Source organism: Jilunia laotingensis, from assembly GCF_014385165.1.
In the GTDB taxonomy this organism is placed as follows: Bacteria; Bacteroidota; Bacteroidia; order Bacteroidales; family Bacteroidaceae; genus Bacteroides; species Bacteroides laotingensis.
This window is the reverse complement of the sequence record NZ_JACRTF010000001.1, coordinates 2108434-2130532: the sequence shown is the minus strand read 5'-3', so window position 1 is coordinate 2130532 and position 22099 is coordinate 2108434. Positions and strand designations below refer to the sequence as shown.

At 40.0% G+C, this 22099-nt stretch carries 15 protein-coding genes and 2 tRNA genes; 4 read left to right on the top strand and 13 right to left on the bottom strand.

All coding sequences use genetic code 11. From position 1 onward, the window contains the following. Window positions 1-2: 2 nt before the first annotated feature. The 10 genes from rplM to yaaA all read right to left on the bottom strand — a co-directional run bounded on the left by rplM (window position 3) and on the right by yaaA (window position 9945). On the bottom strand, window positions 3-464 hold the full coding sequence (gene rplM, locus H8744_RS08100; RefSeq protein WP_369411002.1) for a 50S ribosomal protein L13: 462 nt from the start codon (window positions 462-464) through the stop codon (window positions 3-5). Between the two features lie 318 nt (window positions 465-782). After that, complete coding sequence (locus tag H8744_RS08095; RefSeq protein WP_262434353.1) at window positions 783-2633, bottom strand: Omp28-related outer membrane protein; 1851 nt, start codon at window positions 2631-2633, stop codon at window positions 783-785. A 43-nt stretch (window positions 2634-2676) separates the two neighbouring features. After that, the gene (locus H8744_RS08090; RefSeq protein WP_262434352.1) at window positions 2677-3168 is read right to left on the bottom strand and encodes a DUF4488 domain-containing protein; all 492 of its coding nucleotides are present in this window, start codon (window positions 3166-3168) and stop codon (window positions 2677-2679) included. 148 nt (window positions 3169-3316) lie between these two features. Then, a complete protein-coding gene (gene asnS, locus H8744_RS08085) occupies window positions 3317-4720 on the bottom strand; it encodes an asparagine--tRNA ligase (RefSeq protein ID WP_262434351.1) in 1404 nt (467 codons plus the stop codon). Window positions 4721-4741: 21 nt separating this feature from the next. Further along, window positions 4742-6133, bottom strand: a complete 1392-nt coding sequence (locus H8744_RS08080) for a pseudouridine synthase (RefSeq protein ID WP_262434350.1) — start codon at window positions 6131-6133, stop codon at window positions 4742-4744. A gap of 57 nt (window positions 6134-6190) precedes the next feature. Further along, window positions 6191-7537: an adenylosuccinate lyase gene (gene purB, locus H8744_RS08075; protein ID WP_262434349.1), complete on the bottom strand. Its 1347-nt coding sequence runs from the start codon at window positions 7535-7537 to the stop codon at window positions 6191-6193. Window positions 7538-7738: 201 nt separating this feature from the next. Then, window positions 7739-7813 (bottom strand) — tRNA-Val (locus H8744_RS08070). Between the two features lie 31 nt (window positions 7814-7844). Continuing rightward, a tRNA-Val gene (locus tag H8744_RS08065) sits at window positions 7845-7919 on the bottom strand. A gap of 699 nt (window positions 7920-8618) precedes the next feature. Next, entirely contained in the window at window positions 8619-9167 is a 549-nt protein-coding gene (locus H8744_RS18855; protein ID WP_305067357.1) for a sugar O-acetyltransferase, read from the bottom strand. 4 nt (window positions 9168-9171) lie between these two features. After that, on the bottom strand, window positions 9172-9945 hold the full coding sequence (yaaA, locus tag H8744_RS08055) for a peroxide stress protein YaaA (protein WP_262434348.1): 774 nt from the start codon (window positions 9943-9945) through the stop codon (window positions 9172-9174). A gap of 100 nt (window positions 9946-10045) precedes the next feature. Here yaaA and H8744_RS08050 point away from each other — a divergent pair, with 100 nt between their 5' ends. From H8744_RS08050 to H8744_RS08035, 4 genes are all read left to right on the top strand, one after another. Beyond that, complete coding sequence (locus H8744_RS08050) at window positions 10046-10504, top strand: copper resistance protein NlpE (protein WP_262434347.1); 459 nt, start codon at window positions 10046-10048, stop codon at window positions 10502-10504. Between the two features lie 328 nt (window positions 10505-10832). Further along, window positions 10833-12641 carry a BACON domain-containing protein gene (locus H8744_RS08045; RefSeq protein WP_262434346.1) on the top strand — a complete coding sequence of 603 codons (1809 nt, stop codon included), beginning with the start codon at window positions 10833-10835 and terminating at the stop codon, window positions 12639-12641. After that, on the top strand, window positions 12638-13846 hold the full coding sequence (locus tag H8744_RS08040) for a hypothetical protein (protein ID WP_262434345.1): 1209 nt from the start codon (window positions 12638-12640) through the stop codon (window positions 13844-13846). The genes H8744_RS08045 and H8744_RS08040 overlap by 4 nt, the downstream gene beginning before the upstream one ends. A 12-nt stretch (window positions 13847-13858) precedes the next feature. Then, the gene (locus tag H8744_RS08035; protein ID WP_262434344.1) at window positions 13859-15631 is read left to right on the top strand and encodes a carboxypeptidase-like regulatory domain-containing protein; all 1773 of its coding nucleotides are present in this window, start codon (window positions 13859-13861) and stop codon (window positions 15629-15631) included. A 119-nt stretch (window positions 15632-15750) separates the two neighbouring features. Here the strand turns inward: H8744_RS08035 and carB are convergent, their stop codons facing one another. The 3 genes from carB to H8744_RS08020 form a co-directional block, all read right to left on the bottom strand. Further along, window positions 15751-18978: a carbamoyl-phosphate synthase (glutamine-hydrolyzing) large subunit gene (carB, locus tag H8744_RS08030; protein WP_262434343.1), complete on the bottom strand. Its 3228-nt coding sequence runs from the start codon at window positions 18976-18978 to the stop codon at window positions 15751-15753. A gap of 299 nt (window positions 18979-19277) precedes the next feature. Then, a complete protein-coding gene (locus tag H8744_RS08025) occupies window positions 19278-20282 on the bottom strand; it encodes a hypothetical protein (RefSeq protein ID WP_262434342.1) in 1005 nt (334 codons plus the stop codon). 185 nt (window positions 20283-20467) lie between these two features. Continuing rightward, entirely contained in the window at window positions 20468-22093 is a 1626-nt protein-coding gene (locus H8744_RS08020; protein ID WP_262434341.1) for a RagB/SusD family nutrient uptake outer membrane protein, read from the bottom strand. Window positions 22094-22099: the final 6 nt, after the last annotated feature.

The window sequence follows — 22099 nt, the reverse complement described above, 5'->3', positions numbered from 1 at the left end:
TCTTATTTAAGTAAGTTTATATCAATTGATTTCGGGTTCTGTGCATCCTGTTTGTGTTCGCTACCAGCGTAAACATACAAGTTCTTCAACAGTTTAGCTCCCAGTCTGTTTTTCGGGAGCATACCCTTTACTACTTTTCTCAGCAATCGGTCTTCACCGTTAGGTTTTGTAATCAAACGAGCAGGAGTCATTTCTCTCTGACCGCCCGGATAACCGGTGTATGACAAATAAACTCTGTCATTCCATTTGTTACCTGTTAATTTTACTTTGTCTGCGTTGATGATGATAACATTATCACCGCAATCTACATGAGGAGTAAAGTTTGGTTTATACTTTCCTCTCAACAGTTTCGCAACTTTCGCACCCAGACGACCCAGCGTTTGGTCTGTTGCGTCAACAATAACCCATTCTTTGGTTACAGTTGCTTCGTTTGCAGAAATGGTCTTGTAACTTAAAGTATCCACTCTTAATTTGTTTTTTAAATGTTACTACTAAAATTTGCTTCACCACTCATTAATCTTCCCCGGACAAAGGAAGATTAACTTGCTATGAATTAATCTCTTATCCTTTTATGATAATAATCGGCTTGCAAAAATACGGCTTTTCTTCGAATTGGCAAACTATTTCTTCCTTTTTTTGGATTTATCAGATTGAAATACAGGCATACAGAAGCAGGAGAAATAACAAGAAAGAAAGCGAAAAGCCCCGCACAAAGTTAGATGTATTTGTACGGAGCTTCCAATTAGTTCAGCTTTCCAAGCTTCTTAAAATTATATTCTTTCTTATAATGCTATCTTCTTTACATAAATATGATTGCCAGCCACTATCCTTACTAGATAGACACCCGAATTAAGTTGAGAATTAAGAATCTCAACACCTTCTGTGGTATATACCTGTAAGGTATCATAATCTCCGCTTACTCTAATTTCTCCAGCTTCAGCATAAACATTTATACTGGAATGTTCCTGCACCTGATCAATCCCAGTAGCCTCTACTTTTAACTCCACTTTATCCGCATTTACAATTTCTTTAGTAGTAGAGTTGATTAATAATGCAACAATCTCAAGATTGTTTTTATTTTGGATAGTAGTAGGCAATGTCAATTCATATGAATAGGCATAAGTCTCTCCCTTAACGACTGTAGTCGGCACGCTGCTTAATGTACCATTATACGATTTATAAATCCCCCGCGCTACATCATCAAAATCTATCTTAGCCGAACCTGATAAGCTTTCAAAGCCTCCCATTTCCCCGTTACGACCTCCAGCATAGTTATTTGTCTGCTTGTAACCCGTAACTCCATTTTCAAGCACGACAAATGCTATACGAAATGCTGCATTTTCCATAGAATACCCAAACACTGTTTGAGTGCTTATTTCAACAACCTTTTGATCTTCAGAAGCAAATTGAGCTGCTACAGTAATTCCCACATCGGCTCCCTTCTTTATTTCATCCAAGTATGCTTTTTCTAAATTCGCAAATGCCGGATCAAAAACAAGGTCTTTATTTCGATTAACAATGCAACCGGGATAGCCTTTTAAATTGCTTAAAAGAGCTGTATAGCTGCTGGTTTTCATGGGATCGTCAGCGTGGACGGCAATTCCGATAAATGAATCCGGATATTTCTTTTTCATTTCCCGCATTCCTACAATTCCACGAGGACACCAACCACACCAAGTACCGGTACCTTCTTCTACCACTATTTTATAAGGGAATACATATTCTTTGCACCTTACAATACACTCCTTTGTGCTATTCCCCTCATAGTCATCAGGATTTCCGTTAATTTTTGATACAGCAACATGCAATGTGTATTCCCCTATTTCAGTTATAGCCGGAACCTCTATTCGGAATGAATCCAACATATTTGCACTTAATGCTTTTTCAATTGTTTGTGAAGCATACGCTCCGTCACCTATGGCATATTTTATTTCATAATTTGTTACTGGGATGGTAGTCATACTCTTTACCACTCCTGACAAAATAAAACTTTCACCAACTTTCGATATGCAATCTTCAACGTTAATCAGATTAAAGTCATTGGGCATATTATCACCTGCCACATTCGCACGAATACACAGTGCAGGAAATTGATCGGCATTATCATCCCATTTTCCATCGAGTTCGACAAACACACTATTTTCCGATTGTGTATTCGATAAGCCGATTTGTCCATCTCCGGTACATGTATATCCGACATAAAATCCCTCACCGGTAATTGTATATGGATTATTCAATTTAACATCTTTCCATCCGAAAGAAGCATTTCCGACATTCTGTTCCGCTAATTTCGTTCCACCCAATTCTTTTACAATGAACACAGAACACTTTGTTACATTGCTCGATAATCCGATACTGATACTTTCTATTTGATCGTTTTCATATAGCTTTGCTTGCTCCGGTGTGATATAAATGGCACCGGACAACGAATACGTCCGTCCTATTCCGAGGCCACCAACAATTCCATCATCGCAATAGCCTAACTCAACCGACGATTCAGCACTACGGCTCTGTACTTGTTTCACATCCATTTGTACAGGACTTTTCATTAATCGACTCCCATTCTGCGCAAACGCCACACCTTGAAGTAGCATCAAGCAACCGACCACTAACAACGAATAAAATTTCTTCATGTTTAAAAAGTAAAAAATTAATCAATTTGGGGAACGCTAAATGCTACCTCACAATATCTTCCGGAAATACAGCCGGCATTTCAACCCGCTTCCATGTTTCGTGAAACCAACAATTCAGTTCATTCCCGTTTAAATCCTTAGCTATGTAATATTTTAAATGCAATAGGTCATCGTCTTCAAGCTCGAATTGTAGAATATTATCCTTATTGTCAAGCATGGGGAGGTGAATGTTCTTTTCTATGCTCTCCTTATAAGCATCGGCAGAAATCTGTTCATAAGTGCCATACCCGGTAATAATGGCATCTTGACCAGGGATTATGGTAAAATTCACAATCCTCCCGTCATTGCTCAACACTTTAAATGTATTACTCGGTTTTAACACGCCCGGAACATCGGGAAGCTCCGACACGTAATGACACAATTGCCAGATACCCTTCAAGTTGGCAGGTTCAAACTTTGCTTTTTTCTGAGCCATAACACCTGATACCACAAGCAGCATAGCTGCAAGCATGGTAAAGAAGTTGAGTTTTTTCATCGCCGTATTTTTTAGTTAACATTCTAATCGTCTGTCGCTCACAAATATAAATATATATTTCGAGATTATAACAATATAATACAATAAAAAAACCCGAAACTTAAAAAAAGATTCGGGCTTCTTTATATTTATTCTGTTTAACGACTACTTAGAAATCGGCATTACGCGGAGTACGCGGGAAAGGAATTACATCACGGATATTGGTCATACCTGTTACAAACAGCAATAAACGTTCAAATCCCAGACCAAAACCAGAGTGTGGACATGTACCGAATTTACGTGTATCCAGATACCACCACATATCTTTCATCGGTATGTTAAGCTCTTCAATACGGGTTATAAGCTTGCCGTAATCGGATTCGCGTTCGGAGCCGCCAATTATTTCGCCAATTTTCGGGAACAATACGTCCATGGCACGAACTGTCTTTCCATCCTCGTTCTGCTTCATGTAGAAAGCTTTAATCTCTTTCGGATAGTCAGTAAGAATAACCGGACGTTTAAAATGCTCTTCGACTAAATAACGTTCATGTTCCGAAGCCAGATCGACTCCCCAATAAACGGGGAATTCAAACTTATGCCCCTTCGCCACTGCTTCTTCCAGGATCTTAATTCCTTCGGTATAAGGCAAGCGAACAAAATCTTCTTTCAGGACACTCTGCAAGCGTTCAATCAATCCTTTATCGAACATATCGTTTAGGAACTTCACATCATCGGCACAATTGTCCAAAGCCCACTGCACACAATACTTAATGAACTCTTCAGCCAGATCCATATTGTCCGCAATATCGTTGAAAGCAACCTCCGGTTCTATCATCCAAAATTCGGCAAGATGACGAGGGGTATTTGAGTTCTCCGCACGAAACGTAGGGCCAAATGTGTAGATAGCACCTAAGGCGGTTGCAGCCAATTCACCTTCCAACTGACCGGAAACAGTCAAACTGGCTTGCTTTCCGAAAAAGTCGTCATCGTAAATAATGGAACCGTTTTCATCTTTCTTCAGATCGTACAAGTTCTTCGTAGTAACTTGGAACATCTGCCCTGCACCCTCACAGTCCGAAGCTGTGATAATCGGAGTATGGAAATAGAAAAATCCTTTTTCATGGAAAAACTTATGGATAGCTATTGCCATATTGTGACGGATACGGAAAACCGCGCCGAATGTATTTGTCCGAGGACGTAAATGTGCTATTTCACGAAGAAATTCCATAGAATGTCCTTTCTTCTGCAACGGATAAGTATTGTCACAAGCACCCAGCACTTCTATCTCACGTGCTTGAACTTCTACTTTCTGACCGGAGCCGACTGATTCGACCATCACACCGTTTACGCTCAAACAAGCACCGGTCGTGATAAGTTTCAGCATCTCTTCATCGAAGTTAGCCAGATCGACAACGATTTGCACATTATTTATTGTAGAACCATCATTCAGTGCGATAAAGTTAACTTGTTTACTACCTCTGCGGGTACGTACCCATCCTTTCACATTGACCATCGTGCCGAAATCCTCGCGCTTCATCAGGTCAACAATTTTTGTTCTACTAATCTTCTCCATAATTACTATATATAATGTGTATTATTCAAAAGACCCCATGCGGAGGAAGTTTACTTCCTGCTCCGTCAAATAACGCCATTCACCACGGCGAAGGCCTTTCTTCGTCAGACCGGCAAAGAATACTCGATCCAATTTCATGACTTTATATCCCAATGATTCAAAAATACGACGGACGATACGGTTTTTGCCGGAATGTATTTCAATTCCTACCTGATCTCGTTTGACTTCATCAGAGTAGCTGATGGCATCCGCATGGATTTCACCATCTTCAAGCTGGATACCTGCAGCAATCTGCTCCATATCCGCCTTCGTCAGGTTCTTATCCAAATATACATGATAGATCTTCTTCTTCAGGAACTTCGGATGAGTTAGCTTGGAAGCCAAATCGCCATCGTTAGTCAGCAAAAGAACACCTGTCGTGTTGCGGTCAAGACGTCCTACAGGATAGATACGTTCACTACAAGCCCCTTTTACCAAATCCATCACGGTCTTGCGCGCTTGCGGATCATCGGAAGTAGTCACGCAATCTTTGGGTTTATTCAGCAGAACATATACTTTACGTTCAATGCTCACCGGCTGGTCATGAAACTTCACAATGTCAGAACGTTTGATCTTCGTACCCAATTCTGTCACCACTTCACCGTTTACGGAAACGACTCCTGCCGTAATGAATTCATCAGCCTCGCGACGGGAGCAAACTCCGGCATTGGCAAGGAATTTATTCAAACGGATCGGTTCATTCGGATCTACGAACTGCTCTTTATACTCTATCTGTTTCTTCTTGCTATATTTAGCATTGGGGTTATAATCCGCGGTGCGACGTTGCTGTGGACGCGCAAACCCTTGCGGACGACCTTCTCCACCATTATTAAAACGCGGACGATACGGGCGATCTCCTCCTTCGCGATTATAATTAGGACGTTGCGGACGGTCGCCATAAGAGCGTTCGCCACCTTCATCGTTATTATTATAGCGTGGGCGATACGGGCGATTGCCACCTCCCTGATTATAATTAGAACGCTGCGGACGGTCACCATAAGAGCGATCACCGTAGGAGCGCTGCGGGCGGTCACCTCCTTCATTGTTAGAATTAAATCTGGGACGGTACGGACGATCCCCACCTTCACTATTTGAGTTAAATCTGGGGCGATACGGACGGTCACCTCCCTCACGATTATAATTTGGACGTTGCGGACGGTCACCATAGGAACGATCTCCATAAGGACGTTGCGGACGGTCACCCCCTTCACGATTAGGATTAAATCTCGGACGATACGGGCGATCGCCACCCTCACGATTGTAAGAAGGACGATTATATCCACCCTCCCTGTTGTAAGATCTGTTACCGTCACGGCCTCCTTCGGCGTTCTCTTCATTAAAGTTATCACGCCATTCTTCGTTTTCTGTGCTCATTGCTTTATTCGAATAAAAATTAAACTTTGGCCTCACGGCCGATTATTCAGAGATTTATCAAAGCCCCGTATAAGTATGCGGGGTAATCACTCTTAATTCTTTTTTAATATCTTCATTGACATCCAAGCCTTCAATAAACTCTTTAATAGAGCTTTCTGTTATCGCTTGGTTGGTTCTCGTCAATGCCTTCAGTGCCTCATAAGGATGCGGGTATGCTTCTCTGCGCAAAATTGTCTGAATGGCTTCGGCCACTACGCTCCAGCAATTATCCAGATCGCGGCAAATAGCCGGTTCATTCAACAGCAGTTTACGAAGTCCTTTCAACGAACTCTGGATAGCAATAACGATGTGTCCGAAAGGCATACCGACATTGCGCAGCACTGTAGAGTCTGTAAGATCCCGCTGCAGACGGGATACGGGCAGCTTCACCGCCAGATGCTCGAGAAGCGCATTAGCTACTCCAAGATTGCCTTCCGCATTTTCAAAGTCAATCGGGTTTACCTTATGGGGCATTGCGCTCGATCCCACTTCACCGGCCTTAATTTTCTGCTTAAAATATTCCATTGATATATATTGCCAGAAATCCCGGTTCATATCGATCATGATCGTATTGATGCGCTTCATCGCGTCAAAAACAGCAGAAAGATTGTCATAATTGGAAATCTGGGTGGTATATTCCTCCCGTTCCAATCCAAGCTTTTCAGCCACAAAACGATTGCCGAATTCCTTCCAGTCATATTCGGGATAAGCCACATGGTGCGCATTGTAATTACCCGTCGCCCCGCCAAACTTAGCTGTCAAAGGACAAGCTTTCAATGACGCCAACTGGCGTTCGAGGCGATAAACAAACACCATCACCTCTTTTCCCAAACGAGTCGGAGATGCAGGTTGCCCGTGAGTTTTTGCAAGCATCGGGATTGCTTCCCACTCCTTCGAGTACGCCTTCAATTGGGCGATCAGTTCTTCAATTTGCGGATAATAGACCTGTTCCAATGCATCTTTTATAGAAAGAGGAACGGATGTATTATTTATATCCTGAGAAGTGAGTCCGAAATGGATAAACTCTTTGTATGCATCCAATCCGCCCAGTTTGTCAAATTCTTCTTTAAGGAAATATTCTACAGCCTTTACATCATGGTTGGTTACGCTCTCTATCTCCTTGATACGCTGAGCGTCCGTTTCTGAAAAGTTACGATAAATAGAACGCAGCGTTTCGAAGATGCTCTTGTCCACACCCTTCAATTGCGGCAAAGGAAGTTCACATAAAGTAATAAAGTACTCCACTTCCACCTGCACACGGTATTTAATCAGCGCAAATTCAGAGAAATAAGCTGCCAAAGCTTTAGTTTTGCCTCTATAACGGCCATCAATAGGAGATATAGCCGTAAGTAAATCAAGTTCCATAAAATGTTCAGATAATTATCAGGTTGCAAAATTAGCTCTTTTTCCTGATTAATAATGCATAAAGTCGATGGAAAGTTTAGAAGAAGGGCTTAAGATTTACTTTTATTAAGTTCCTCTCATACAGAATAAGGCAGTCCGCAGCAAAGAGCAGGGGCAAAAAATGAAAAAGACTGAGCAGAAACCACTCAGTCTTCTTTAATGTGGGCGTTGACGGATTCGAACCGCCGACCCTCTGCTTGTAAGGCAGATGCTCTGAACCAGCTGAGCTAAACGCCCTTTTGCAGTGGAAGTGTATCGGTTATCTTTGTGGGCGTTGACGGATTCGAACCGCCGACCCTCTGCTTGTAAGGCAGATGCTCTGAACCAGCTGAGCTAAACGCCCGTACACTTCCGTTTCAAAAGCGATGCAAAGGTATAGCTTATTTTGAAAATACCAAAACATTCGACTATTATTTTTTCATCTTTTTATTCATACGCAGGAAAACTTTCTGATAATCAGCCATAAATTAAAATAAAAAAAATGACTACAAGGTTCTTTAAATAACACCGATTGTCTTTCAAACTTAAAATTCCCTTTCTCATTTAAATTGCCCGATGGAAATAAACGATCGAAAGAGATCCGGACATTAGGTAATTTTCAAGCAAGGTCTCACTTTATTCGACCGGTAATTATCTTATAATATTTGGCGGAAGACTACCCGAAATATCCATGAACGAAATGATTAAAACAGGATTCTTATATCCTCAAGCAGCGAGCAGAATCCAAGGAAAAGATATTACATGGGCAAACGACCGGAACTGACAATATTGCCTGCCACCGAGGTACACCTTGGAGGTCGGTGATGAAGACATCCTTCATCGGTGAGGAACGCCCCCTTCATCGGTGAGGAAGAGGGTGTTCATCACCGAGGAAAAAACGGCCTCAACAAATATTGATTATCAGACACTTAGAAGCAACCATTTCCCAAAGAAAAGAAATTATCACTTAGTAGTCAAGCGGCAACAAAGAGAAACAAGCAATAAAATAATCACACAAAGAATACCGATACAAATTGCCACGAAGCCTATCTTAACCAAGAATCTAATTCCTTTTTATAACTCGTGCCGGATTGCCCACCGCCACGGAATCATTTGGAATATCTTTTGTGACGACACTACCCGCACCAATCACGCACCGGTCTCCAATGGTCACTCCGGGACAAATAACCGCACCGCCACCAATCCAACAATCTTCACCGATAGTCACCGGATAAGCGTATTCCAAAGGTCGACGTCGCTCCACATAATCCAACGGATGGTGCGGAGTGTAAATCTGCACGCAGGGACCAATCAACGTATGCGCCCCAATAGTAATATAGCCACCATCCAGGAAAGTGCAATTCGCATTGACAAAAACATTCTCCCCCAAACGGATACCATCTCCATGATCGCAATGGAATGGAGGACAAACTACAGAACTGGCAGGTATACCTGGTATCAACTCTTCAAGCAACGGCCGGTATCCGGCATCATAAGTACTCAAACAACGCATCTTAGCCAACAGTCTTTTTGCTTTCTCAAATTTCACCTGTATCTCAGGCGCAGACATATCAGCCAGTTGGCTGCTACGCATCTTTTCTACTTCCGTCATATCTTCAACCGGTTATTCCATTCGTAAATATTAATTTCCTATCATCCGATAACTGCTCATTAAACTCGAAACCTTCCCAAGTAAATCCTTTCAAGTCTTCCGGTGCCTTAATCTGGTTTTTCAATATGTAACGCGCCATCTCCCCCCGCGACATTTTGGTGTAGACGACAACGGTAGACAGTTTCCCTCCTTTCCAAACATGGAATTCAGGAACAACCACTTTCACCTCACGTTCCACACGCTTCCAGTCAAAAAGATTCCGCATTTCATCACTCGCCAAATAACATAATATTCCGCCATTCGCTCTTATTTCTTCAATAAACAGATCGGTCAAGCGGCTTTGCCAAAAGGCAAACATTGTTTTCCCTCCTTCCTCCGGGAGCTGTACATCACCTTCAAGGCGATAAGGACGAATAACGTCTAACGGACGCAACATACCGTAGCAGAAGGAAGTGAGTCGGAGGTGATCCTGGGCGTAACGAAACTCCTCATCAGAGAAATCTTTAGGATTCAGGCGTTTAAAAACGATCCCGGTATAAGCCAGTAGCGCTGGCAATTCACGTACCTCCTCCGAATGGAATGCCTGATAACGCTTATAATTCTCAACAGCTATTTTCGGATTGACATGCAACAAACGCTCAAGCTCCTCAACCGTGAACTGCGACATTTGCAAGGCTACTTCAGCGGCTTCTTTCTGAAACCGGGGAACAGTCGTAAAAGGAACTTTCACCTTTGAAACGTCACTCATGGTTTTAGCACAAGATAAAAGTATATTCATGTGAACATTAGCAATTTGTAATTGAATTTATTTACCTACGGACAAAGTTAAACTTTTTAGTCTTATCTTTGTTCTTGACACAATAAAAATAACAATTAGTATGAAAAAGATGTTCTATTTGACCGGTACCGTACTGATGTGTACATTCTCGATCATGAGCTGCACGAACAGTAAAAAGACTAGCGTGAATGAAAACCATGAAGTTGATTCCACCCAAGTGATGGATATGCACAATGCTGAAACGTCATTGGATTACTTTGGAATATACAAAGGAACAATCCCGGCTGCCGACTGCCCGGGAATCAGGGTAACAATCGTCTTGAACAAAGACAAAACATTCACCCAGCAATATATTTATATTGATCGTAAAGATAACGAATTCAACGATTCGGGAACATTTGAGATAAGCCGGAACTTGCTGACAACCACCGATAAAGAGGGAGAAAAGTCGTACTATAAAGTAGAGGAAGGGAGAATTGTGATGCTCGATAATGACAAACAGGTCATCAAAGGAGACCTTGCGGACATGTACGTGTTGAAACAAGAGAAAGTATTTTAAAATATTAAGAATCCCAAACTCTGATATTCCTCCAAACACCTTCTTCATCTCTATAATTAAGGAGGCGTTTGAACTTCTTTTATCATCTATCATATAGAGGAACATCTTGACTAAAAAGTCAAACACTTTATTATCTTTATTCGAAGTAGTGAAGACATTTATACAAAACTCATTCCATATTATTCAGTTCTGGAAAAAACAAAGCCATCGCATGCTAACTGTTATCAACATTCTTTTTCATGTTTTTTAATTATCAAAGACAATATTATTGCCACAAACCACAAGATTAAAAGAAAAAAATGTATTTTTGTAAAAAACACATAAGATCATGAAAAACAAGATTTTGTTAGCCTCAGTATTTAATCTCTTTTTAATTCTTTTCATTGTACATGGATGCTCCTTAGAAGAAGCTTCATTTACATGCGAGATAAAAGGGACGGTTTATAAAACCGATGGCCTGCCCTTGGAAGGAGCCAAATTAGAATTAAGACTTGCAGATTCTAAACTAGAAACTCAAACGGAGAGTGACGGAAGCTTTATCTTTAAAAACGTTGAGCCAGGACTGGGCGTATTAATTTCTAAAAAAGAAGAGTATATTTCTCAAAAAACAAATTTATTTTTAAAGGGGAAACATACCGAACACTATGACATTACATTATATTCCATAGCAGAGCAATCTTTCTTAAAACTTAATGAAGGCGAACGCATTATTGAGAATCAAGATACCATAATAAACATATCTGTTGAAAGTAATGTCGATTATTACTTATCAGCAAATACCGATTGGATAACAATCCCCTCTAATTCATTTTCCGGTTCCAATATAGTGACCCTAAAAATAAAAGAAAATGATACTTACTTAGAACGTACTGCAGAAATTATTTTTAAAGGAGAATATGACGTGAACTCCAAATTCATCGTAACACAAAAAGCCGGTCCCGCGCTTAAATTAGTTTACTCTGAAAATACCGATAATCCCGTTTTAGCTCAGAAAGAAGGAGTCTTTTTTCATTTCAACCGTTCCGTGAAAATAGTAAAACTAACAAGTACGTCACAGCCTTCTTCCGAACTAACAGTAAATCTCCTAAATCAAGGAGAGACAGTCCATATCATAGGAATAAAAGTACCACCATTTAAAGAATCTTCTTTCAAACTTGTCGTTCAAGCCACAGACTGCACTCAAAGAAGTATTCCTTTAGACCTGAAAGGATATATCGCTCGAACAACATCAATCGACTGTCCAACTTATATGCTATTCACCGACAATACTCACTGTTTGGCATATAGCTCCAGTACATGGCAAATAATCGATTTACCCCAAATGACTCCTATCATAACCATTCCCAACAGCTATTTATATAGTATGCCTTCCTATAATACTAATAATAAAATGATATATGCAATACGGATGAAAGGTTATACAAATTATTATGCGGATTTATATCATGCAATATCAGGTAACTTCGTAGAAGAAGTTCCACTAAACTTTAACAGTAGCAATGGTTTAAGAGCTATGATTTTCGGGGACAACGGAATCGGACTCTGTTTAACCAATAATCGTATTTATAGCATCAATTCACATCAGAACCACCAGATAGAGTTAATTCCCGGATATGATATAACTAAAAATCCACACCAAATTGAATCTCTTTTGGTCAGTAATGTAGAAACCTGCGATAACGGAAACGGATTCATTTTATATGGTAACAATCCCATTAACATGGTAGCATATGTCGACGCAGCCACATTAGAAATCAAAAAAGTTTGTAATGCGACTTCAGAAAACTATTGCGGAGTCAGCCCACGGACTCCATTTGTAGCCATAAGCAATCCAAACTCTTTGCAATTAATAAATATAATAAGTGGAACAAAAACAAACTTTAAAACTCCTTCCACAGATTATAACACCATCAAACTATTGGACAACGGCACTGAAGTAACTCATATCCTGTTTATAGCCTATGAGAAGATATATATATTACAATGTTCTAATAATCAAACACAGGAAATTGATATGCGGGGAGGAGTATGGATGTCCTCATCTCTCGATTCTCAAAATGCTATATTCATGTTTGAAGTCGGGCAAAATTGTGAGTATTATCTAATCGACACCAATCTTTTAAAACTGGCACAATGAAGAAATTTATTATAACTTCCATCTGGTTGTGTTTAACCATATTCACAATCAAAGGACAAATTAATTTACGTCCCGGATATATAATCACAAACTTAAATGACACCATTCAGGGCATGATTGATTTCAGAACAGCCGAACGAAATGCCCGCATATGCAGTTTTCGGCCAGACTCTTCCGAAAACATCAAAAATTATTTGCCGGGAGAAATCTATGCGTACAGGTTTACTGGCGATGGGAAATTTTATGTTACACGCCAAGTTACAATTGATAAAACTCCTACATTGCTATTCCTCGAGTATATTATCAAAGGTAGCGTTAGTCTCTATTACTATAGATCAACAAAATGTGATTATTACTTTTTCGAGGATGAAGAAGGACATATGTTTAAAATGTCCAATGAGACAAAAGAGGTTGAAATTGAGGGAAGGCATAAAATCATGTACGATCCACGTTATGTTGGTATAATGACATGGTTGTTCAAAAAAAGTGAAAAGACTAAGAAAAAACTAAAGTTTCTTCGTATCAACCGAGACTTTCTTAGCAGAATCACTAAACAATATCATTATGAAACTTGTCAAACGGGAGAAGATTGCATTGAGTTTGAAACAAAGCCCGACAAACATTTCGTAAAAGTAAAATATAATATTGGAATAGGTTGGCAATTCCATAAACTTTACCTTAAAGATGCAAACATACTTTGGAATATAGATAACATGAAGTCAATGGCTCCTTCACTTACTGCCGGAATAGACTTATCCATACCGCGTCTAACTCAGATGATAGGTTTGAATTTAGAAGGTGAACTTAGTGGAGTGAAAGGAGAAAAAGACAATTTCTCTAAAATGAATATATATAATAAGTTCCATATCAATGCCTTTACAACAGATATCCGAACAGGCTTAGTGATAAAACTCAACCAAATTTCTGTTTGTCCACATATTGAAGGAGGTTTATGTAATACATTTCTATGGGGAATAAATGCTTATCATTCATACTCTTATTTCTTATTTCCAGATGGTATACAGCAAGACAAAAAAGACAATAGCAATGCCATATATCATAATTATATAGGTTATTATGTAAATGCAGGAATCCAGATACCAATTGAGAAAGGAGCATTCACCCTAAAAGCAATATACGAACAACGGAAACATATCACTGATAAAATAACCACTTGGGGAATTAATGTAGGATATATATTTTAAAACAATTATCACATGAGAAGTATACACAAAGGACTATATATACTTATTATATCAATACTTATAATAAGCTGCCAAAGAGAAAGTACATTGTACAGTTCTGACATAACCGGAAAAGTAACTGAAGAAAATGGTACACCTATCCAAGAAGCAACTGTAACAGTTGGCAAACAAGCTACTCAAACTGATTCAGAAGGTATTTTTTACCTCAAAGATATTAAGTATGACATCTTATCAATCAATAAAGAAGGATATTACTCGGAAGATATTATCTTAAACATTATACCTGGAACCATAAAAAAAATGGGGACAATAACTCTTATAGCCGACCAAAAACAAAAGAAACCTATAACAATCACTCCATCTATTTTGGAAGTCAATGTCTTTGAAGGGAGCAGTCAAGTTTACTTTGATGCCGGAAATCTACAAACAGAATTAATCTGTAAGGAGAAATGGCTACAAACTAGAATATGGGAAAATACATTGTACGTCTGGTTTGAGGAAAATCCGACGACAGAGAAAAGAATTGCACATGTTATCTTAAAAGCAATAAAAGAAGATATACAAGATACACTTACTGTTATTCAAGATGCAGGTCCTATACTTAATATTATTGATTATAGTGGCAGAAATGAAACATATACATTTCCACAGGAAATGCCATTTATCAAATTCAATCGTCCCGTCAAGTTGCTCGATTTAGAAAACGTAAAAGTTAGCTCTGTCATTTATGAAGAGGATAGTACAATTATTCGATTCCCCGACATACAGCCCTATCTCCTAAAAACTATTTCATATTATTACAGTGTCCAAAGTCAAGATGGCCAAACTTATAATGGAAATTTCACCGTTATCCCTCCATACAAATATCAAACTCAAACTAAAGATATGATATTTACAAAAGACAACCAATATTGCTGGCTTTTGGCACAAGAAAATTGGGAACCACAACTCATTCAATTAGAAACCAAGAATTACAGTACTGTTCAAAAAATACCACTTGAAGATAAAGATTCAAAGTTATGTTATAATCCTTACAATAACTGTATTTACATCTATGATGAAAATATATGTATAATTGATGCAGAAACAGGAATATTAAGAGCTACCTTATCTAAACCGATAGAGATGAACTATGATGATATTCATTCCATGGATTTTTGTTACAATGGCTTTGGACTACTTCAAGGTAACAGTAAATTGTTCACCATAAATTCCGCACAAAACCACCAAATGGAACTCTATCCAGTCGATAACGATTTGTATCAGTCCAACCAAACAAAGTTCACAACTATTAAGTCAGGAAATAATAGACGCCAGTTCATACTATTCGACTCAAATACAATAAAGGAAGTATTTTGTTTGGATGTAGACACAAAAAAACATTGGATTTGCTTTAATGATAATCCCAATTATGCTAACTACCGGAATTTTTGTCAACCACATAAAAGGGAACCTTATATAATAGTAGCTGGACAATCATCAGATAAAATATACTCCATAAACACAATCACAGGGGAAAAAATAAAATATAATAACTATTACAATGACTATTCTATACATATTGACCCATTACCTTTAGAGACTACTATACCTTGGAATCATTACGCTCTTATTCAAAACGGAACACTAATCGTCATAGAACGTAATAGCGGTAAAGAAGTACACTGGGAACAACTTAATGAAAACACACAGTGGACTAATTATTCATCTGAAGATGGCTCTATCATGGCTTTTACAAACAGAACCGATGTATATTTTATTAAAGCGGGAAGCCTATTACCTTAAAGGTCTCCTTCAAAGCAAAGGAAAAATCGGGTAGCATAAAGAGAATAAATGTTTCTCCCCATTTGCTACCCGATTATTTATCTAATTCCTGTCAACCGTTTCAGGTTGTTACTACAGCCTTATTTATATTCCTGCCAACTCTTTATCTGAATATCTTCCAGCTTCAATTCACAGAAAGCTTCAATAAACGCACCGGCCAAACGTGCATTCGTGATCAAAGGAATGTTATGGTCGATCGCCCCGCGGCGAATACGATAACCATTGGTCAACTCACGCTTACTATGATTCTTAGGAATATTGACGATCAGGTCAAACTTGTGGTCGGCAATCATTTTCATCACATTATTATCAGCACCCGGCTTTTCGTCAGGCCAATACACAGGAACTGTATCCACTCCATGAGCATTCAGGAAAGCAGCAGTCCCTGCCGTAGCATATATTTTATACCCACAAGCAAACAATGCACGGCTTGCATCCAGCAAATCCACCTTCGACTTCATTGCACCGGAAGAGAACATAACGCCTTTATCTTTTGCAGGAATCTTGAAACCGGTAGCAATCATGGCACTCATCAGAGCTTCTGAGAAATCATCACCGATACAGCCTACTTCTCCCGTAGACGACATGTCTACACCCAAAACCGGATCGGCTTTATGCAAACGCGAGAAGGAGAACTGTGAAGCTTTCACTCCGATCCAATCGATGTCGAAGGCCGACTTATCCGGACGGCTATAAGGGGCATCGAGCATAATACGAGTAGCCGTCTCAATGAAATTGCGTTTCAACACCTTGGAAACAAACGGGAAGCTACGTGATGCACGCAAATTACATTCGATAACCTTCACTTCATTGTTACGGGCAAGGAATTGAATGTTGAACGGACCGGAGATATTGAGCTCTTTTGCAATCTGGCGGCTGATCTTCTTGATACGGCGTGCCGTAGCAAAATAAATCTTTTGAGCAGGGAACACAAGAGTTGCATCACCGGAATGGACACCGGCAAACTCTACATGTTCGGAAATAGCATATTCTACCACTTCACCATTCTGGGCTACGGCATCGAATTCTATTTCTTTTGTATTTTCAAGGAACTGGGAGATAACTACCGGATACTCCTTAGAGACCTCGGCTGCCATCTTCAAGAAGTTTTCCAGCTCCTCATCATCATAGCAGACATTCATGGCAGCCCCCGAAAGCACATAAGACGGACGAACCAACACCGGATAACCTACTTTAGCCACAAAGCCTTTTACATCATCCAAACTGGTAAGTTCCTGCCATGCCGGTTGGTCGATACCCAACTGATCGAGCATCGCTGAGAATTTATTGCGATTCTCGGCACGGTCGATAGAAACCGGAGAAGTACCTAAAACCGGAACAGACTGCCGATAAAGCTTCATTGCCAAGTTATTCGGAATCTGACCACCCACGGAGACGATAACGCCACGCGGCTGCTCAAGATCGATCACATCGAGTACGCGCTCAAATGAAAGTTCATCAAAATAGAGACGGTCGCACATATCGTAATCGGTAGATACCGTTTCGGGGTTATAATTGATCATTATTGACTTGTAACCGAGTTTACGCGCTGTCTGAACTGCATTTACCGAACACCAGTCAAATTCCACCGAACTACCGATGCGGTATGCACCGGAACCGAGAACAACGACTGATTTCTCATTCTTGTAATAATTGACGTCATATCCTTCAACGGCATAAGTCATGTAAAGATAGTTTGTCAATTCCGGATGTTCCGAAGCAACAGTATTGATACGTTTCACGGCCGGAAGAATGCCTAAAGCTTTACGATGAGCGCGAACCATAAGGTTCTCTTTCTCCATATTGCCGGTCGGATTCAATATGAAACGAGCTATCTGGAAGTCTGAGAATCCAAGAATTTTCGCTTCACGCATCACATCTGCAGGAACATCTTCTACCTTATCATAAGTAGACAGTTTTGCCTTGTAATCGACAATGTTTTTCAATTTGCCCAAGAACCAGGGATCGATCTTTGTCAATTCATGGATACGTTCGATGGTATAACCCTCTTCCAATGCCTGAGCCAATGCAAAAACGCGCAAATCCGTCGGATGGGACAACTCCTTGTCAAGGTCATCAAAATGCACCCCGTCATTCCCCACAAAACCATGCATACCCTGACCGATCATGCGAAGGCCTTTCTGGATGATTTCTTCAAAAGATCGTCCGATCGACATAATCTCACCTACCGACTTCATGCTCGAACCGATTTCACGAGAAACACCGGCAAACTTTGTCAAGTCCCAACGAGGTATTTTGCAAATATAATAATCGAGTTCCGGTGCCACATATGCAGAATTCGGAGTCCCCATTTCACCAATCTGATCAAGAGTATATCCCAAGGCAACTTTTGCAGCGACAAATGCCAAAGGATATCCGGTTGCCTTGGAAGCAAGGGCGGATGAACGGCTCAGACGTGCATTTACTTCAATTACCCGATAATCATCGGTTTCTGAATTGAAAGCATATTGAATGTTACATTCACCGACAATTCCCAGATGGCGGATACATTTGGTGGAAAGTTCTTTCAATAAAGCCAACTCTTTATCATCGAGCGAACAAGTAGGAGCTACTACGATAGACTCACCCGTATGAATGCCCAGCGGATCGAAATTCTCCATGCTTGCAACAGTGAAACAATGATCATTAGCGTCACGAATCACTTCAAACTCGATCTCTTTCCAGCCTTTCAAGGATTCTTCTACCAAAATCTGCTTAGAGAAGGCAAAAGAACTTTCAGCCAATTTCAGGAATTCTTCTTCATCAGCACAAATGCCGCTACCAAGACCACCCAATGCATAAGCCGAACGTACCATAACCGGGTAACCGATCCGGCGTGCTGCTGCCAAAGCATCTTCCATGTTTTCCACAGCTTGGCTGACAGGAGTCTTCATATTTATTTCATCGAGCTTTTTCACAAATAGGTCACGGTCCTCGGTATACATAATTGCATCGACCGAAGTTCCTAAAACTTTCACACCATATTTGTCAAGAATACCCTTTGTATAAAGTTCGGCACCGCAGTTCAATGCAGTTTGTCCTCCAAATGCCAGCAATATGCCGTCGGGACGTTCTTTCTTAATGATCTCCTCTACAAAATAAGTAGTTACGGGAAGGAAATATACCTTATCAGCAATTCCCTCAGAAGTCTGGATAGTTGCTATATTAGGATTGACCAATACTGAACTGATACCTTCTTCTTTCAAAGCTTTCAGTGCTTGCGAACCAGAGTAGTCAAATTCTCCGGCTTGTCCGATCTTGAGCGCTCCTGAACCCAAGACAAGGACTTTCTTCATTTCCTTTTCCATTTCTTTTATCGTTATTATAAATTGTTGTTTCTAAAGTTGCCGCACAAAAAAAATGCGTTACCCTTAAAAAAGGACTAACGCATTACCAAAGAACTAAATATCGTTTCTGGAAAAATAGAAAGGAAGCATGTTGACTCCGGATGGAAGACATCCGAATGGAGGTAATGCTTACTTCTGATTTCCCGTTGATTCATTGCTGTTCTTAAAATTTGTGCAAAGTAACTACTTATTTCGTTAATTACAAAAAATAACGGAAAAGAATTTCACTCCCAAATAGTAGTAATCATTGCCTGCAAGGTCTATACAACAGGTTTTCTTCCAATCAGCCTACCTTCGCCATCGAATAGATATTCGTAATTAAAATTAGTATTATGTATGCGGTATAACCATCGCACCGATTCCTCAAACCGATAATTATCATCCAGCACTGTCACATGCGGTTCCTCTTTCAATGTCCGCAAAAACGCTTCACCTGGAGGAGTCTGAAAGCATGTGGTCACTATCACCAATCGTATGGCAGGGTATTTAGTTTTCAGACATTCTATCTCATTTCTGAGAGGCATTAATTCCCGGTCTTTCATCCAGAAAAGCAAAGCTACCGGATCACCTTTTCCGGCAATATCAGCAAAACAAACAAAACTTCCTTCTAAATTCTTTTGCTTAAAATCAATAAACAGATCACCCTCATTTAACAAATGAGTGGCGTCCAATTGCCTACCGAGAACTTTCAACACCGAAGTATTGTGCCGCATTTCTTCATTACTCCGATTATATAGCAATTCCAGTTCATCCGGATAAACAACTGCACGATCGTCCAGCAAGTAACAACCAATTGCATTCCGGATATTAGCAAACAACACGTTTCTGACCTGTTCCACTGAAGGATCCCCCTTATGATATAAATTCCAAAGCTGCATATTCAGTGAATTGGGATTACTGCTTTGATGGGCTACAACAGAATCTCCAGGTGCTGTATAGGTCACAGTCAAATCTCCACGTTCCGGATAAAAAAACGCACCTTCTCCTCCTATTTCTATGCGGTACATGTGAGTGGTATCCTCTGGTCCGGCAAAGCCTACTTGTCCATCTACAACCATAGATTTCCCAATAGGTCCCTTATTATAATCCGAGTCATTTACTGTCAGATCACCACTATATCTCCATAAATATGCAACAGAGCCGTTAACTATATCCAACCCTTTATATCGAACATAGAAATATGCTTCCTTTCTTTGATTGCACGAAATGCAGCAAAGGAAGCATCCCAAGACAAAAACGATGTATATAAATGATCTATGAGCCATATGAATCTGAATTTAGCAATGCCTTATTATAAACTTCCTCCAGCCACTTTTCGTATAGTTCTGATATGAAAAGTTGCTAGAGCAATCACTATAAATATAAAAAGGTTATAATGAATGAATAAACTCCAAAGCATTATAACCTTTTCTATTGACTAAAAACCAGTTGTTATTTCTTGCTACCGGAATTAGTTATTACTTAAATAATCCGGATTCTGGGTCAACTTCGGATTGGATGTCAATGCAGCTTCAGGTATAGGGAATACTGTTCTATAATCTCCTTCACCTGCAGCATCGTGAGATAACCAATTCTTCTTCGTAAAGATTCCAAAACGAATCATATCCCTTCTGCGATGCATTTCCCATACAAATTCCCAACCCAGTTCATCCAACAAACGACCAAACTGAATCGGACTTTGGTCACCATCATGCTTATTGACATAGTTCTCAACAGTTCCATATTGGTAACTACTATTCTGTTTCAATTCATCATCCGTAACAGTAGCTCTCTCAGGATTTCCTTTGAAGTTACGCTTACGTACTTCAGTTACCAAAGCACCTGCACCAGGTTGTCCGAGTCTCAAAAGGCATTCAGCTTTCATTAATAGAATTTCCGAATAACGGTGCAAAGGAAAGTCTGTGTTTGAAGAACCCGGAGTTCCCGGTTCTACTTCAAATTTATACATACGGTAACCATCGGTCTCGTTAGTATAATGACCGTCTTTTACTTCCTTAATATATGAAAGAGGTTCACCCTTTTTATCATAAGTACATAGCAAAAGCTCTCCTTCAGGAGTTATTTGATCCCCCATCAACCAGGTATCTCCTAAACGGGTATCTTTCTCATCATAAGTATCGATAAACTGAGTCAGAGCCATAGACGATCCACTACCCCAAGGAGTAGCTTCCAACTTAAACTTCTTTTGAAGTTCACCATGCCATGAGAACATATGAATGGATTGTCCGCCTGCCAAAGTTTTGTCGAACGGAATCGTAAACAGGATCTCTTTAGAGTTTTCAGTTCCGGAAGCAAGGAAAGAATCGCGATAATTATCGGATAAGTCGCAAGGGCTATCTTTAATGATTTCGTTGCAAACATTCAGACAGTCTTGCCAATGCTCTTCACCTATATATACTTTAGCATTCAGATAGACATTGGCCAATAAGGTCATACCGGCCCATTTATTCATACGGCCGTACATCTTGCCTCCTTGTTCTTCGTCCAGGTCTGGAATAATTGCGGTCAGTTCATCAACAATAAACTGGTATATTTCTCTTCTCGAACTTTTCTCCGGAAGCTCCGAAGTCCTCGTTTTAATCAATGGCGCATCACCGAAATTATCGCATATCAGCCAGTTATAATAAGCTCTGACAGCTCTAAGTTCAGCCAGGCCTGCCTTCTTTTCAGCATCTGAAGGAGCTGGCAATAGCCCTGATTCGATTTGATCGATCACCGTGTTACATAATATCACCCCTTGATAGAATTTATCCCACATTACTCTCACATGATTCTGCTCAGATGTCCATTTGTGATAATGCAACATACGATAAGTACCACCATCATCCCAACCTGATGAGTTAGGCGGATTCACGATTCCATCCGTCGTCAATTCCTGGGTTCCCCAATAATTATCGTGACCGATAAAACGGAAATAACTATATACGCTGGCTACTGTCGGATGAAAATCTTCCGTAGTAAAATTATAAGTACCTTCCGTTACAAGAGAATAAACTTTCTCGTCCAGATCATTGCTGCAGCTTATGGTTGAACCCATCAAAAATGCAGCGACAGCTATTTTAATATATGCTTTCATAAATCG